Origin of the sequence: Kribbella monticola, assembly GCF_003261635.1 — a bacterium.
In the GTDB taxonomy this organism is placed as follows: Bacteria; Actinomycetota; Actinomycetes; order Propionibacteriales; family Kribbellaceae; genus Kribbella; species Kribbella monticola.
This window is the reverse complement of the sequence record NZ_QFXK01000027.1, coordinates 323,833-337,749: the sequence shown is the minus strand read 5'-3', so window position 1 is coordinate 337,749 and position 13,917 is coordinate 323,833. Positions and strand designations below refer to the sequence as shown.

The following is a 13,917-nucleotide window of genomic DNA, read 5'->3' as shown; positions in this document are numbered from 1 at the left end:
GGTGGTGCTAGCACCACCGCGAGTGTGGGGTCAGACCGCTGGGGGCGGGCCGCGGGCACCGGCAGGATCTTCGGTAACAGCTCAATCCCGACACAGTTTCCCGGAAGGAACTCCCGTGACGCAGCTCGCCACCCCAGCCCCGGTCGCGGCCGACCATCGTGGTCCGGTCCGCGGCGCCGAGCGGGCGCTGGCGCCCGACCTGATCCGCGGCGCGATGCTGCTGATGATCGGGCTCGCCAACGCCGCCAACTTCGCCTTCGCCGGCAGCCCCGGCCTGAACGGCAATCCGCACGGCCTCGAGCGGATCCTCAACTTCGTCAAGATCACCCTCGTCGACGCCCGGGCCTACCCGGTGTTCGCGGTGATGTTCGGCTACGGCCTGGTCCAGCTGGCCCGGCGCCAGCGGAACTCGGGCGCGACCCCCTCCGCAGTACGGAAGATCCTGCTGAAGCGCAACAGCTGGCTGGTCGCCTTCGGCCTCGTCCACGCGACACTGCTGTACTTCGGTGACTTCCTCGGCGCCTACGGCATCGTCGGAGTGCTCTGCACGCTGCTACTCCTCAACCGGGGCGACAAGTTCCACAAGATCGTGCTGTGGATCTGGGGCGCTCAGGTCGTCTACACGATCGTCGTAGCCGCTACGACCGCACTGGCCGTCGTTGGCTCATCCGGTCCTACGCACGGCATGACGAACGCCCCGAACCCGTCGCTGGGCGCGACCAGCTACTTCGCCAGCATGATCGACCGGCTGCACGAGTGGCCCGCGCACACGGCGTACGTGCTCGGCTTCGTCGTGATCGTCTGGCTCGGCATGTGGGCCGCCCGCAAGCAGTTGCTAGAGAACCCACAGGCACACCGGGCACTGCTGGCCCGCGTCGCCGCGGTCTGCATGAGCATCGTCGTACTCGGTGCGCTGCCGCTCGCTCTGGTGGCCGCCGGCTGGCTGAAGGTGGACGACGCCGCGCTGAGGTCGATGAACTTCCTGCACAACATCAGCGGTCAGTTCGGCGGACCTGGGTACGTCGCACTGTGGGCGCTGCTGGTCGGCAAGCTGATGACGCGTCGGCAGCCGTTGAGCAAGCCGGTCGTCGCGATCTCCGCCCTCGGGCAGCGGTCGATGAGCGGCTACCTGTTCCAGTCGGTGTCCTGGATGGTGCTGCTGGCACCGTTCACCCTCAACCTCGGCGACCGCCTCGGCAACACCGCCTACACCGCGGCGGGCGCAGCGATCGCGGTCTGGACGATCTCCGTCATCGCCGCCTACCAAATGAAGAAGCACAACTACCGGGGCCCCGCCGAGACCTTGCTACGGCGACTGACCTACTGATCCCGCCGGCTGACTTCTAGAGCCGCTGCTCGGCAGGACACCTCCCCGACGGGTGTCCTGCCGAGCGGCATTTGAAAGGATGGGCGGCATGAGCGACGACTTCGGCGTACCGGAACCCGAGCATCTGTCTTCGATGGGTGGCACCGAAGACCCGATCGCCGAGTCGAGTGTGCGGTTGGCGCTGCCGGCCGAGGCGGACGCGATCGGGCAGATCCAGGTCGCCGCCTGGCGCCGGGCGTACGAGGATCTGCTGCCGGCCGACGTACTCGCAGACCTCGACCCCGCCCAGTTCGCCGCTCAGTGGCGAGCCGCGCTGCTCATGCCAGGCGAAGCGCGCAACCGCGTGATGGTGGCGCTGGCAGGTCGTACCTTGGTCGGCTTCGCCGCGATCACCGCCTCCGACGACCCCGACGCCGACCCACGCAACGACGCCCTCGTCGCCGAACTCGCGGTCGACCCCGAAGCAACCCGCGCCGGTCACGGCTCCCGCCTGCTGAACGCGGTCGTCGACACGATCCGCGCCGACGGGTTCAGCCGCGTCACCGTCTGGGTCAACTCCACCGACGACGTCCTCCGCGCCTTCTACACCGACGCCGGCTGGGCCCCCGACGGCGCCAGCCGCGAACTCGACCTGTACGGCGACGGCAGCACCCGCGTCAAACAGGTCCGCCTCCACACCGACCCAACCGAGCGCACCGAGCTTGACCTTGCCCCCTAGGGGAAGGCTTACGGTCCCGGGATGCACCTGCTCCTGATCTCGGGCAGCACCCGAGCCGCCTCGACCAACACCGCCGTACTGCGAACGGCGCAGCAACTCACCACCATCGAAACCACCTTGTACGGCGAACTGTCGGCACTGCCGGCATTCAACCCCGACGACGATCGGGAACCCTTGCACCCGGCGGTGACCCGGCTCCGGGAACAGGTCGAGGCGGCCGACGCGATCCTGTTCTGCACTCCCGAGTACGCCGGCGCACTGCCCGGGAGTTTCAGGAATCTCCTCGACTGGACCGTCGGCGGCACCGGCATGGACCGCAAGCCCGTTGCCTGGATCAACGTGTCGTCGGTAGCCGCCCCGACAGGTGGAGCAGACGCCCACGACTCCCTCCGCAAAGTCCTCGGCTATCTCAACGCCACTGTCGTCGAGGACGCCTGCGCCCGCCTTCCGATGACCCGCCAGTCGGTCGACGCCGACGGCCTGGTCTCGGCACCCGCCATCGTCACCGGCATCCGTCACACCCTCGCCACCCTGGCAAGCTCGGTCGCCTGAGCTGCTCACCTCTTGGGGTGGGCGTTCCGACGGACAGGTAGTGCACAACGCGTACGCCGTACGTGGGCGCCGGAGTGCGCTCAAGTGCACTAGTCGGCAACCAACACCTCCTGTCCGTCGGATCGCCTCGGCTGGTCAGGCGCGCGGAGAGGTGAGGGCGAAGCGGCGGCGGTATTCGCTGGGTGGGAGGCCGGTTCGGCGGCGGAGTTGAGTGCGGAGGTTTGTCGCCGTGCCCAGGCCGGTTTGGCGGGCGACCGCGTCGAGGCGGACCTCGCCTGCTTCCAGCAGCCGGCAGGCGAGCGCGACCCGTTCGCTTGTCAGCCACGCCAGCGGCGTCGTCCCGAGCTCCGCCTGGAAGCGGCGATGCAAGGTCGCCTGACTCATCGCCGCATGCTCGGCGATATCGCCGACGGTGAGCGGAGTCGCCAGTTCACTGCGAATCCACGCGAGCAGCGGCGCTAGCGACGTGTCGGCGACCACCGGCACTGGCCGGTCGATGAACTGCCGCTGACCGCCGTCGCGATGAGCGGTGTAGACGAGCCGGCGGCTGACCACGTTCGCCACCTCGGCACCGTGGTCGCGGCGGATCAGGTGCAGCCCGAGATCCAGCGCGGCCGCGCTTCCCGCCGCGGTCAGAACGTTGCCGTCATCAACGAACAGGACGTCGGGCTCGAGCTTCACCGCAGGGAACATCCGCTCGAACAACCCGGCCCACCGCCAGTGCGTCGTCGCTCGCCGCCCATCGAGAACACCAGCCGCCGCCAAGCTGAAAGCACCCGTGCAGAAGCTCACCAGCCGAGCCCCGCGCGCGGCAGCCCGGCGTACGGCGGCCAGAACCTCATCGGTCGGGAGCACCTCGGGATCGGGACGGTTCGGCACGATCACCGTGTCGGCGTCGTCGACCGCGTCGATGCCGGCGACGTCGGTGAGCGTGAAGAAGCCCGAGTGCATCCGGGTCGCGCCGCCCGGCGTACAGAGGGCGAAGTCGTACCAGGGGCGATCGAGTTCGGGGCGGCGCAGGCCGAAGAGTTCGGTCGCCACGCCGAGCTCGAACGGGTTCGATCCCTCGTCGACGATCGCGACGACCTTGTGCTGCGAGGATTGTTGCGGCATGCGCTATTCCTAGCACTCACGCTCTGCTGACGCATGCCGCGACGATGGAGAGGTGACCAACGAACCGATCGACCTGCGCGCAGTACTGAAGACCTTCGACGAGCTGTGGAGCCCGCGGATCGCCGCGCGGATCAACGACTACGACGTCCGCGTCACCCACGTGGCCGGCTCGTACATCTGGCACGTGCACGAAACCACCGACGAGTTCTTCCTCGTCCTGGACGGCGAACTCAGCATCGCCCTCCGCGACCCCGACGAACGCGTCGTCTCCCTCACGCCTGGCACAGTCTTCGTCGTACCTCGCGGCGTCTACCACCGCCCGTTCTCCGAAGCCGGCGCCGACATCGTCGTCATCGACCCAGCCGGCACCCCCACCACCGGCGACACCCACGACCCCCTCCCCGACCACATCCAGACCCACACCGGCATCCCGATCGACTGACCTCCCGTACTGCGAACCGCCGGTCCCCGGTCGCGACAGCCGGACCGGCAATCGTCAGCTGCCGCCGGGAATCGTGAGCTTCGACGGGGATCGTCAGCTGCCGCCGGAACCGTCAGCTGCCGCGGGGACCGTCAGCTGCCGCCGGGACCGTCAGGTGCCGCCGGGACCGTCAAGTGCCGAAGCGGGCGTGGATGGCGTGGAGCAACTCAGCCGGCCGCGTGCGCTGAACGGCGTGGCCGGCACCCTCGATCGTGATCAGCTTCGCATCGGGGACGAGCTCCACGACCTTCGCCAGCAACTCCTGCGGAACCGGGCTGGTGGAACCACCGCCGACAACGAGGGTAGGCACGGTGATCGCGGGAAGGTCCGCCCACCAGGCGGGGTCCGGATCGGCCAGCTGGGCGAAGATCGCGACCACCACCTCCCAGTCGAAGCCGAGCTGTTCCTCCGGCTTCGACGGCACGGTCCAGTCTCCGTGCCCATCGGGCGGCGGGCTGTCGATGAGGATCAACCCGGACAGGCGCTCGGCGTACCGCTCGGCGAAAAGCGCCGCGACGGTGCCGCCCATCGAATGCCCACAGAGCAGGAACTTCTCCAGCCCGAGCCCGTCCACGAACTCGAGCAGATCCGCACGCATCAGCTCGAACGAGTACGACGACGTGCGCACGCTCCCGCCATGACCGCGTTGATCGAGCGCGATCACCCGCCTCGACCGAGCCAGCTCCGGAGCGACGGCGGCCCACGTCGACCCATCCGTGTGCGACCCGTGGACCAACACCATCGGCGGCGCCGATGCCTCGCCGTATTCGACGTACTGGAACTCACCGGCCGTCAACGTGATCTTCAACTACCGATTCCCCTCATTGGCCTGCGCCCAGCCAACAACCACGATGCTCTTCCCGCAAACGCTTTGACGATCGTTGAAATCAAGGGCTTCACGATCGTCGAAGTCAGCGGTGATGGAGTTGGTGGCCTACGGCGTAGGCGCGGGTGAGCCAGTCGGTCACCTCGGCGTCTACGTCCGTTGGATCATGGAAGCGGAAGGCGTGCAGGATATTGCGCGGTGAGTACACCTCGATCTTGGTGAACCGATCGCTGGTGAGCCTCTCGGCCAGAACAACGTGACCGTCGAGCCAGTGGATCCGCGGGGTGAAGGCGGCGAAACTCATCCGGGCGTGCAGTGCGATACGGGTCTTCTCGGCGAGGACGTCCACCGGACCCAGCTCACGCACGATGCCGACGATCCGGTCGAACGTCTCGCGCACAGCCGGGTCCTTGCCGTCGAAGTGCGCGTCGAGATCACCCAGCGGGCGGCAGGCGTGGGACTGGTTGCGATTCGCGAACGTCCGGGCACAGCGCGGACATCGCCACAACGCGGACAGTTCAGCCATCGGGTCCACCCGTCTCAGCTGATCCGACCTTAAAGCCGATCGGTGACCCTTTCCACCGTCAGGACAGATCGACGGCTAGGCCGGTTGCGTAGACGATCAGGTCCTCGTCGGTGGCGGTGCGGCCGGTGGGTTTGATGCTTTCGGTGAAGGTGACGACAATGCTGCCGCGCTGGACAGCGCAGACGCGCACCGGAGCACTCGGGCTGCCGTCGCCGCACCAGCCGCTGCCGACCTTGGTGAGGTTGTTGCGGGTGGTGATCGCGTCCTTCGCCTTGGCCAGCGGGCCGTACACGGTCGCGACGTACACCGGCGTCTTGTTGTCGAGCTGCTCCAGCGGCTTGGTCGCGTAGTACTTCGCCACCACCCAGTCGTACTTCGCGCCGCCGACCTTGAACGTCGCCGGATCCCCATTGTCCAAGCGATACAGCCCGGCACTCGTCGCCGGGAACTCACTCGGCGGCGGAACCGACGGCACCCCCTTCGCAAACGGCCCCCCGTCGATCACACCGACCCGACTCAGCACCACAACAGCCACCAGCACGACCACGACGGCGACCCCGACCAAGGCCAGCACCACCCCGCCGCTCTTCCCCTTCCGCGGCGCCACGCCGTACTGCGGCCCGCCGAACTGCGGCCCCTGAGGCCCCACCCCGTACTGCGCCCCGCCGTACGGCGGTTGTCCAGCCCCACCCCCGTACGACGGAACCCCTTGCTGAGGCGGAAGCCCCTGCTGCAGCACCCCTTGCTGCGGCGGGACTCCCTGCTGCGGCACCCCTTGCTGCGGCGGGACTCCCTGCGGCACCCCTTGCTGCGGCACCCCTTCCCGCGGCACCCCCTGCTGCGGCATCCCTTGCTGTGTGGGGACTCCGTGCTGTGTGGGGACTGCTTGCTGTGGAGGGAATCCCTGCTGGGGTGGGTAGCCCTGTTGTGGTGGGTAGCCCTGCGGGGGTGGGCCGTACGGCGGCGGCTGGTTGTTGCCCGGGTAAGACATGCTGCACCTCTCCGACGGCTCGACTCCCCCATCGGCGGCTACTAAACCACACCGGCCTAGACCGCCACACCTACCTCCCGGACAGCGTGCCTCAGCTCAAGAGAGCGTGTCGGCGAAGGCTGTCGCGTAGCCGACCAGTCCACTGTCGGTGGAAACACGCCCGGCCGGTCCGATGTACTCCACCACGGTGGCGACGATGCTGCCGCGCTGGACGGCGCACTCGCGGATCGGTCCCGCCATGTCTCCATCTGCGCACACACCGGCGCCGACCGGGACGATGTTCTTGCGGGTCGGGATCGCGTCCTTCGCCTTCTTCAACGGGCCGTAGATCGTGACGACGTAGACCGGCGTGTCGAAAGCGCGCTCCCCCGGCGGCTTCGGCGAGTAGTACCAGGCAACGGCCCAGTCGAACTTCGCACCGTCCGGCTTGTACGTCGCCGCGTCGTCATCCAACCGATACAGCCCACCTGCCTGCGCCGGCATGATGCTCGGCGGCATCACGGACGGCACCTTCCGCGCGAACGGCCCACTGTCGATGACACCGGCCCGGCTCAACACGACGAACGCCACCAGCCCAAGCGCCACGACCACTCCCACCAACACCAGAACGACCGCCCGCCTCTCACGCAGCCGCCCCGGCCCAAACTGCGGCATCCCCGGGCGCGACGAGTAGACCGGCGACCCACCCTCCGCCGGCTGCCCGTACGACGGCGGCCCACCCTGCGCGGGTTCGCCGTTCGGTGGGGGCTGGTTGTTGCCCGGGTACGACATGCTGCACCTCTCCGCCGAACTCAGCCCCCATCGGCGGCTACTAAACCACACCGGCCTAGACCACTCGCGGATCGGCGCGCATCGCAAGGCCTGACAACCGTCCACCGCCGCCGGTGGCATCGCCCCGGCGGCGGCAGACCAGGTCGGGTCAGGTCAGGTCCGGTCGGGTCAGCGTTGGTCTACGAGGTCCAGGCGCTCTTCTGTCGCGTCGCGGATCAGCGCGAAGGCTGCGCCCGCTTCGGGCATCGTCGGGGCGACGGCGACGGCAGCTGCCAATGCCTCTGCCGACTCCCACGTCCACAGATCAAGCCAGGTCTCATCGTCCACCCGCGCCAGCCGGGTCTCGGTCAACCCGGGCACCTTCGCGCGCACCGCGTCGATCAACACGGCGCGGGTGGCGAGCATCTCGTCCACCCGTCCCGCATCCAAGCCGAACCGGGTCAATCGCAGAATCGTCATCACAAACTCCTTGTAGTTGAACTCTAGTGATTAACTCTAGAGATACTACAAACATGAACCCGGTCAAGAAGTTTCCCGAGACAAAAAAGCCGGACGGCCGAGCAGCGAAGGCCAAGCTGACCCGCGCCCGGATCCTCGACGCGGCCGGTGAGTTGTTCGTCCGGAACGGGTACGGCGCGACCTCGTTGCAGGACATCGCCGATCAGGCCGAGGTCGCCGTGCAGACCATCTACTACAGCTTCGGCAACAAGCAGTCCGTGCTGAAGGAAGTCGTCGACCGGACGATCGCGGGCGACGACGAACCGGTGGCGACACTTGACCGGCCCTGGTTCCAGCAGGCACTCGCCACCGCGTCCGCCGCCGAGCATCTCGAGGCGCACCTCGAAGGCACTCGCGCAGTACTGGACCGCGTCGCACCGATCCTGAAGATGGTCGAGGCGGCCGCAGCGGTCGACCCCGCGATCGCGAAGCTCTGGCCTGAAGAAGAAAACCCCCGGCTCACAGTGCAAACAGCCGCAGCCGAGAGCCTGCTGGCCAAGCCCGGAGCCAATCCCGGCATCTCTGTCGAGCAGGCCGCCGACGTCCTGTTCGGCCTGTTGAGCCCTGAGGTGTATCTGCTCTTCGTCAGCGAGCGCGGCTGGACGCCGAAGCGATGGCAGGCCTGGACCTACGAGACCCTGCACGCCCAGCTCTGCGCACCTCGAACCGGCAGTCCCTTAGCAGGCGGATGATCTGACGCCGGGCCGGGGGTGGTGCTCGACCACGCGCAGCGGGCATGACAGATTGCGACGGTCCGAACACGCTTGGCCATCCCTGGAGGATGTATGAAGTTCCGTACCCTGGCCGCCGGCCTCGGTATCTCCGCCCTCTCCGCGACCGCCTTGCTGGTGGTCCCCGGATCGAGCGCGACGGCATCGCAGCAGCAGGCGGCCGCCGTACAGACCGGGCCGAACCGGATCGCCAAGCGGTATCTGGACCAGAAACCGGCCTGGCGAGTGTGCGGTGATCCGGAACTGAAGACGTCCTGCGCCAAGATCACCGTCCCGCGCGACTGGTCGGACCAGGCGCGGCACGTCGACATCCAGCTCGCGATCAGCAAGGCGGGCGGCCCGGCGAAGGGCAGAGCGAGTCGCGTCGTGTTCGGCAATCCCGGTGGCCCGGGTGGCGCGGGACTCGGCATGGCGCCGTACCTGGCCAGTCAGAAGGCACTCTCCAAGGACCACCTCGCCATCGGCTTCGACCCGCGCGGCACCGGCGACAGCGCGAACGTCACCTGCCAGGGCGCGCCCGGCTTCACGATGGACGCCCGTGACCGCGACCCGTGGAACCTCGACCTCATCGCAGAGGCGTCGGAACTGACGCTCCCGTACTGCGACGGCCAGTCACGTGGACTGCTCCCGTTCGTGAACACGGTTCAGACCGTGCAGGACATGGACCTGATCCGGCAAGTGCTCGGCTACGACAAGATCGACTACGTCGGGTACTCCGCCGGCACCTGGCTGGGCGCGTACTACCAGACCTATTACCCGGCCCACGTCGGCCGCTTCGTGCTCGACTCGAACACCGACTTCACCGGGCCGTGGCTGAACACGTTCATCGCCCAGCCGCAGGCGTTCGAGCGCAGGTTCCGCGAAGACTTCGCGCCCTGGGCCGCGAAGTACGACGCTCAACTGAAACTCGGCGCCTCGCCACGCTTGGTGATCAGGACGTACGAGCGACTGCGGGCCGCGCTGAAGAAGGAGCCCGCGGTCGAGGAGTTCCTGGACGGGTCGGTGAAGATCAGCTACGACCAGAACACGCTGGACAATATCGTCACCGGCGACCTGTATACAAAGGTGGATTTCCATTCGCTGGCGATTGATCTGGCATTCCTGCGCGGCCTTTCCGAGGCGCAGAGCAAAAGCGGCGCCCGGGCGGCCCAGCGAAAGGTCGACGAACTCCCGTTGGCGCGCCAGCAAGAACTCGTCCAGCGAGCGACCCGGCGTACGGTCGGCATCACGCCGCTCGGCCGGCCCTTCGCCGACGACGCGGAGAACGCGACCTTTACCGCCGTCACGTGCAACGACACCGAATGGCCGCAGGGCCGCGAGTACGGCGAGGCGCTGTCGGCCCGCCTCGGCCCGCGGTACCCGCTGCTCGGTTGGTCGATGAGCGAGAACCCCTGCGCGTTCTGGGACCGCCCCAACCTCGAGCTTCCCATCCCTACCGGCGAAGGCTTGCCGACAACGCTGATGGTGCAGTCGGTACACGACCCGGCGACCAACTTCTCGCTGGCAGCAGCGGCCCACAGCCGGTACGCCGGTTCGCGGCTGGTCACCATCACCGGCGAGGGCGACCACGGCATCTACGGCGGCGTGAACAAGTGCGCCGACAAGATCGTGAACACCTTCCTCACCACCGGCAAGGCGCCCGCCAAGGACACCACCTGCGCCGGCGAGGGGATCCCCGCGCCGTCGTCGGGCGGGATGGATCCGAACGACGACGACGCCGTGAACGCCCGCGCACCGCTGGCCCGCATTGCCGGATTCACGAAAGCGGTTTCCGGATATCTGCGCTGATCTGATCGACCTCCGACTACGCAGCGCGCTATTGCCGCGATGATTCGGTGCCAATTGCCGCCTAATTCCCGCACGGAGCGAGAACGCGTCATCACATTCGGCGAGATCGCGAGAGGGCGTTCGTTGTCACCACCCTGTTGTCAGGGCGATGTCAGGGTTGCGTCCCTGTGCGACAGAGTGTGACCAAGCCAATCTTGAGTCAGCGCGGGAGAACCGGAACGCCGACCGGGAGGGCTCGGTGGGACGGGGAACATCGCCGACGTGGCTTCGGCCGGCTGTGGGGTGGGGGGACTGCCTGGGGGGTCAGACAGAGACACAGCCGGCCGGGTCCCGTAAGGCCGCATGGGCCTCCCGGCCGCAGATCCCTCGCGGGGTACCTTCGATCCCCCAGGTCGTGGTGCCTCGCGAGGCTCCATTTGTCCCCGGCCCAGGTGCTCGGAGACGGATCGCCGGACTCCGCCCGAGTTGTCCAGAGGCGGTGCTGTTCAGAAGCCAGTTCGGCGGAGCTGGTCAGAGGCGGGTGGAGCGGTCTGCGTCGGCGGACGGGCCTGGGTAGCCGTCGGCTACGGCGGCGAGCGGGGCCGCGCGTCCTGCTGACCAGGCGGCCCGAAACGCGCGCCGGTCGAGAGCTTCTTCTATGGCTTGTTTGGTGCTCTGCAGATCGGCCTTCTCGATCTCCGGCACCGGCGCCCCGATCACCTCGCGGATACCGTCGGCCGCGCCGAGGAGGAAGGCCGCGTACTCCGTCCGGTTCCGTTGCTGGGCGACCGTCGCGAGCTCTTCCAGCACACTCGCCGATCGCCACCGGTCCCCCAGATCGCGATGCTCGGCAAGGCTCTCGTCGAGGAAGTGCACGGCTCGCTCGGTCAGCCCGCGGCGCCGCTCGACGATACCTAACTGGTTCAGCGACCAGGCAACACCTTCGCGATACCCGAGCCGCTGCGACAACGCCAGACTCTCCTGCAGCAACTCTTCGGCCTCAGCCAGCTCACCGCCGTACTGCGCGATGGTGCCCAGGCTGATCAAGGACCACGCGAGCCCTTCGCCGTCACCGAGCACGCGGAAGCTGTCCCGCGCTCGCTTGCAGCGCCGCGCCGCGATCTCCAGGTCACCGCGCAACCACGCGACGAACCCGAGCTGGTTGTGCGCCCACGACATCCCCGACCGGTCGCCGAGACTCTCGAACAGGTCGTAGCTCTGGCAGTGCAGGTTCTCCGCGGTCACATAGTCGCCGCGCTCGCGGGCCACTCCCCCGAGTCGCTGCATGACCAGCGCAGTACCGGCTGTGTCGTTCAACGCCTTGTACTGCGTGAGTGCCGACTCGAGTCGCGCGGTCGCCACGTCGTACTCGCACTGCAGGAACGCCAGCATCCCCGCGCCGAGACAAGCTTTCGCCTTGTACGGCGCGAGTTCGGGGCCGCCCGTGTCGGCCAGCTTCAGCGCACGTTCGAGCCACTCACTGCCTTCGGCGTAGTGACCGCGGAGATAGCAGAACAACCACAGTCCACCCGCGAGCCGGACGGCCTCGGTCACCGCCTCGGCGCGAAACGCCCACGCCATCGCCGCTCGCAAGTTGTCGAGCTCGCCGTCGAGGCGATCGAGCCAGTCGCCCTGATTCGGCCCACGGAGATGGGATTCGGCCTCTTCGGCCAGCGCAATGTAGAAGCCGGCGTGGTTCCGCGCGGTTTCCTCGTCCGAACCGGCCAGGGCGAGCTGTCCCGCCGCGAACTCCCGGATCACGGCGAGCATGTCGTACCGCGCGATGCCCCGATCGCGCGACACCCGGATCAGCGACTTGTCGACCAGCCTGCTGGTCAGATCGAGCGCCGTGGCACGCTCCAGCGGCCCCGGCACGAGCCGGCCGGAGAGCACTGCCGCGGCCGCGTTCAAACTCCACCCACCCGCGAAGATCGACAGCCTCGCGAACAGGTCCCGCTCGGACGGCGTCAGCAGAGCGTGGCTCCAGCCGATCGCTCCGAACAACGACTCCTGCCGCGAACCCGCCGCGCTGGAACCGCCGGCCAGGATCGCGAAGGAAGAGTCCAGTTCGGCGGCGAGTTCTTCGACAGTCAGCACGTTCGTCCGGGCGGCGGCGAGCTCGATGGCGAGCGGAATCCCTTCGAGCCGGCTGACCACGCGGGCGACCTGGTCGAGCTGCCCGGTCGGCGGAAATCCCCGCGCGGTCGCGCGATCCACGAACAGCCGCACGGCAGGCGAGCCGGCCGAGTCCTCGTCGTCGCTGGGCAACGTCAGCGGCGGTACGACGTACACACGCTCGCCCGGCACTCGCATCAGCTCGCGACTGGTGGCGAGCACCGTCAGATTCGGGCAACACTCCAGCAGCGTCGAGACGACCCCGGTCGCGCCGGCGAGGACGTGCACGCAATTGTCGAGCACCAGCAGCAGGCTCCGGCGGCCGATCTGCTCGGCGATCTCCTCGGTGAGCCGTCCGCCATCCACGGGATGTAGCCCGATCGCGGCGGCGATCGCGGGTGTCACCGCGGCCGGTTCCAGCACGGGCGCGAGAGGTACCCAGCAGACGCCGTCCTCGAACCGGTGCGCGACCTGCGACGCCACCGCCAGCGCGAGCCGGGTCTTGCCCACTCCTGCAGGACCGCTCATCGTGAGCAGCCGGGTGGCGCGCTCGCCAATCAGGCGGGAAGCTTCTTCGACCTCTCGCGACCGGCCGATCAACTCGTTCGGAGCGACCGGCGGCAGACGTAGTACAGAGCGGGTGGTGTCGGCGTCGCGGCGGGCGGCAGCGGTCAACTGGGCGCGATCAGGCGCCCCGAGCCGCAGAGCGTCGCCCAGCAACCGCAACGTGTGCGGTCTGGGCGCACGACGGCGTCCCCGCTCCAACGCCGCGATCGCGTCGACGCTGAGACCGGCCAGCTCCGCCAGCTTCTCCTGCGACAGTCCGGCGTCTCGCCGGTGCCGTCGGAGCAAGTCACCGAAGCCAGTGCCCTGCGCGTCGTCCGAGCCGCGGCGAGACCCGTCTGATGGCAAAGGACGGCCCACCCAGTCTCCGACCTGTCGACCGTGGCGGTCGCCACGCTCACCCTGAAGGTATCCCGATCCCGCCCGGGTTGTCAGGCTGAACCGGTCGTTCCCAGCCAACTCACAGGAAACTCCCCGGATTCAGGTCTGATCGTGGTACTGGATCGCCGTGCGCATCGACGACCGGGCCCGCTTGCGATCACCGGCCGCGTCGTACGCCGTCGACAACCGGAACCAGACCCGCCAGTCCTCCGGCGCCGCTTCGGCCTCCTCCTTGTACTGCGTGAAAGCGGCGTCGGCCGCGACCCGCTCGATCCGGCCCGACGGGCGCCGGGGCAGGTCGTCCACGGGGAGGCCGCCTTCCCGATCCAGTTCGTGCGCGAGCGCCTCGGTCCGGCGGCCGAACTGGATCTCGCGCCAGACCAGATACAGGCCGAGCAGCGGGATCACCAGCACAGCGATCCCGAGCCCGATCGCGACCGGGTCGCCGGTGCCGATCAGCAAGACACCGCGCCAGCCGAGCAGTACGGCGTACGCGATGAAGACGACCGCGATCACCACCACGGCCCGCTTGGCTGTCACGCGCGTCCTCTGGTCG

At 68.3% G+C, this 13,917-nt stretch carries 14 protein-coding genes; 6 read left to right on the top strand and 8 right to left on the bottom strand.

All coding sequences use genetic code 11. From position 1 onward, the window contains the following. The first annotated feature begins 115 nt into the window (after nucleotides 1-115). From DIZ26_RS12570 to DIZ26_RS12560, 3 genes are all read left to right on the top strand, one after another. Nucleotides 116-1,327 carry a DUF418 domain-containing protein gene (locus tag DIZ26_RS12570; RefSeq protein ID WP_232828294.1) on the top strand — a complete coding sequence of 404 codons (1,212 nt, stop codon included), beginning with the start codon at nucleotides 116-118 and terminating at the stop codon, nucleotides 1,325-1,327. A gap of 88 nt (nucleotides 1,328-1,415) precedes the next feature. Beyond that, complete coding sequence (locus tag DIZ26_RS12565; RefSeq protein ID WP_112240625.1) at nucleotides 1,416-2,045, top strand: GNAT family N-acetyltransferase; 630 nt, start codon at nucleotides 1,416-1,418, stop codon at nucleotides 2,043-2,045. Nucleotides 2,046-2,066: 21 nt separating this feature from the next. Then, nucleotides 2,067-2,597 (top strand): NADPH-dependent FMN reductase, encoded by a 531-nt coding sequence (locus DIZ26_RS12560; RefSeq protein WP_112240623.1) that lies wholly within the window; start codon nucleotides 2,067-2,069, stop codon nucleotides 2,595-2,597. A gap of 135 nt (nucleotides 2,598-2,732) precedes the next feature. Here DIZ26_RS12560 and DIZ26_RS12555 read toward each other — a convergent pair whose 3' ends face one another. Beyond that, the gene (locus DIZ26_RS12555; protein WP_112240621.1) at nucleotides 2,733-3,710 is read right to left on the bottom strand and encodes a GlxA family transcriptional regulator; all 978 of its coding nucleotides are present in this window, start codon (nucleotides 3,708-3,710) and stop codon (nucleotides 2,733-2,735) included. 52 nt (nucleotides 3,711-3,762) lie between these two features. Between DIZ26_RS12555 and DIZ26_RS12550 the strand changes: the two genes are divergently transcribed. Beyond that, nucleotides 3,763-4,152 carry a cupin domain-containing protein gene (locus tag DIZ26_RS12550; RefSeq protein ID WP_112240619.1) on the top strand — a complete coding sequence of 130 codons (390 nt, stop codon included), beginning with the start codon at nucleotides 3,763-3,765 and terminating at the stop codon, nucleotides 4,150-4,152. A gap of 169 nt (nucleotides 4,153-4,321) precedes the next feature. Here DIZ26_RS12550 and DIZ26_RS12545 read toward each other — a convergent pair whose 3' ends face one another. The 5 genes from DIZ26_RS12545 to DIZ26_RS12525 all read right to left on the bottom strand — a co-directional run bounded on the left by DIZ26_RS12545 (nucleotide 4,322) and on the right by DIZ26_RS12525 (nucleotide 7,764). Further along, on the bottom strand, nucleotides 4,322-4,999 hold the full coding sequence (locus DIZ26_RS12545; protein WP_198676057.1) for an alpha/beta fold hydrolase: 678 nt from the start codon (nucleotides 4,997-4,999) through the stop codon (nucleotides 4,322-4,324). A 103-nt stretch (nucleotides 5,000-5,102) separates the two neighbouring features. Further along, on the bottom strand, nucleotides 5,103-5,543 hold the full coding sequence (locus DIZ26_RS12540) for a DUF5655 domain-containing protein (RefSeq protein ID WP_157979690.1): 441 nt from the start codon (nucleotides 5,541-5,543) through the stop codon (nucleotides 5,103-5,105). Nucleotides 5,544-5,601: 58 nt separating this feature from the next. Then, nucleotides 5,602-6,534 (bottom strand): hypothetical protein, encoded by a 933-nt coding sequence (locus tag DIZ26_RS37855; protein WP_198676056.1) that lies wholly within the window; start codon nucleotides 6,532-6,534, stop codon nucleotides 5,602-5,604. 96 nt (nucleotides 6,535-6,630) lie between these two features. Continuing rightward, nucleotides 6,631-7,305 carry a hypothetical protein gene (locus tag DIZ26_RS12530; RefSeq protein ID WP_112240615.1) on the bottom strand — a complete coding sequence of 225 codons (675 nt, stop codon included), beginning with the start codon at nucleotides 7,303-7,305 and terminating at the stop codon, nucleotides 6,631-6,633. 168 nt (nucleotides 7,306-7,473) lie between these two features. Beyond that, a complete protein-coding gene (locus tag DIZ26_RS12525) occupies nucleotides 7,474-7,764 on the bottom strand; it encodes a hypothetical protein (protein ID WP_112240613.1) in 291 nt (96 codons plus the stop codon). A 53-nt stretch (nucleotides 7,765-7,817) separates the two neighbouring features. On the opposite strand from DIZ26_RS12525, the gene DIZ26_RS12520 reads away from it, so the two are divergent. Further along, nucleotides 7,818-8,495 (top strand): TetR/AcrR family transcriptional regulator, encoded by a 678-nt coding sequence (locus DIZ26_RS12520; protein WP_112240611.1) that lies wholly within the window; start codon nucleotides 7,818-7,820, stop codon nucleotides 8,493-8,495. Nucleotides 8,496-8,588: 93 nt separating this feature from the next. Next, a complete protein-coding gene (locus tag DIZ26_RS12515; protein WP_112240609.1) occupies nucleotides 8,589-10,322 on the top strand; it encodes an alpha/beta hydrolase in 1,734 nt (577 codons plus the stop codon). Between the two features lie 510 nt (nucleotides 10,323-10,832). On the opposite strand, the gene DIZ26_RS12510 is transcribed toward DIZ26_RS12515, so the two are convergent. Beyond that, nucleotides 10,833-13,268, bottom strand: a complete 2,436-nt coding sequence (locus DIZ26_RS12510) for an ATP-binding protein (RefSeq protein ID WP_232828293.1) — start codon at nucleotides 13,266-13,268, stop codon at nucleotides 10,833-10,835. Between the two features lie 192 nt (nucleotides 13,269-13,460). Continuing rightward, nucleotides 13,461-13,901, bottom strand: a complete 441-nt coding sequence (locus DIZ26_RS12505) for a hypothetical protein (protein WP_112240605.1) — start codon at nucleotides 13,899-13,901, stop codon at nucleotides 13,461-13,463. Nucleotides 13,902-13,917 lie beyond the last annotated feature (16 nt).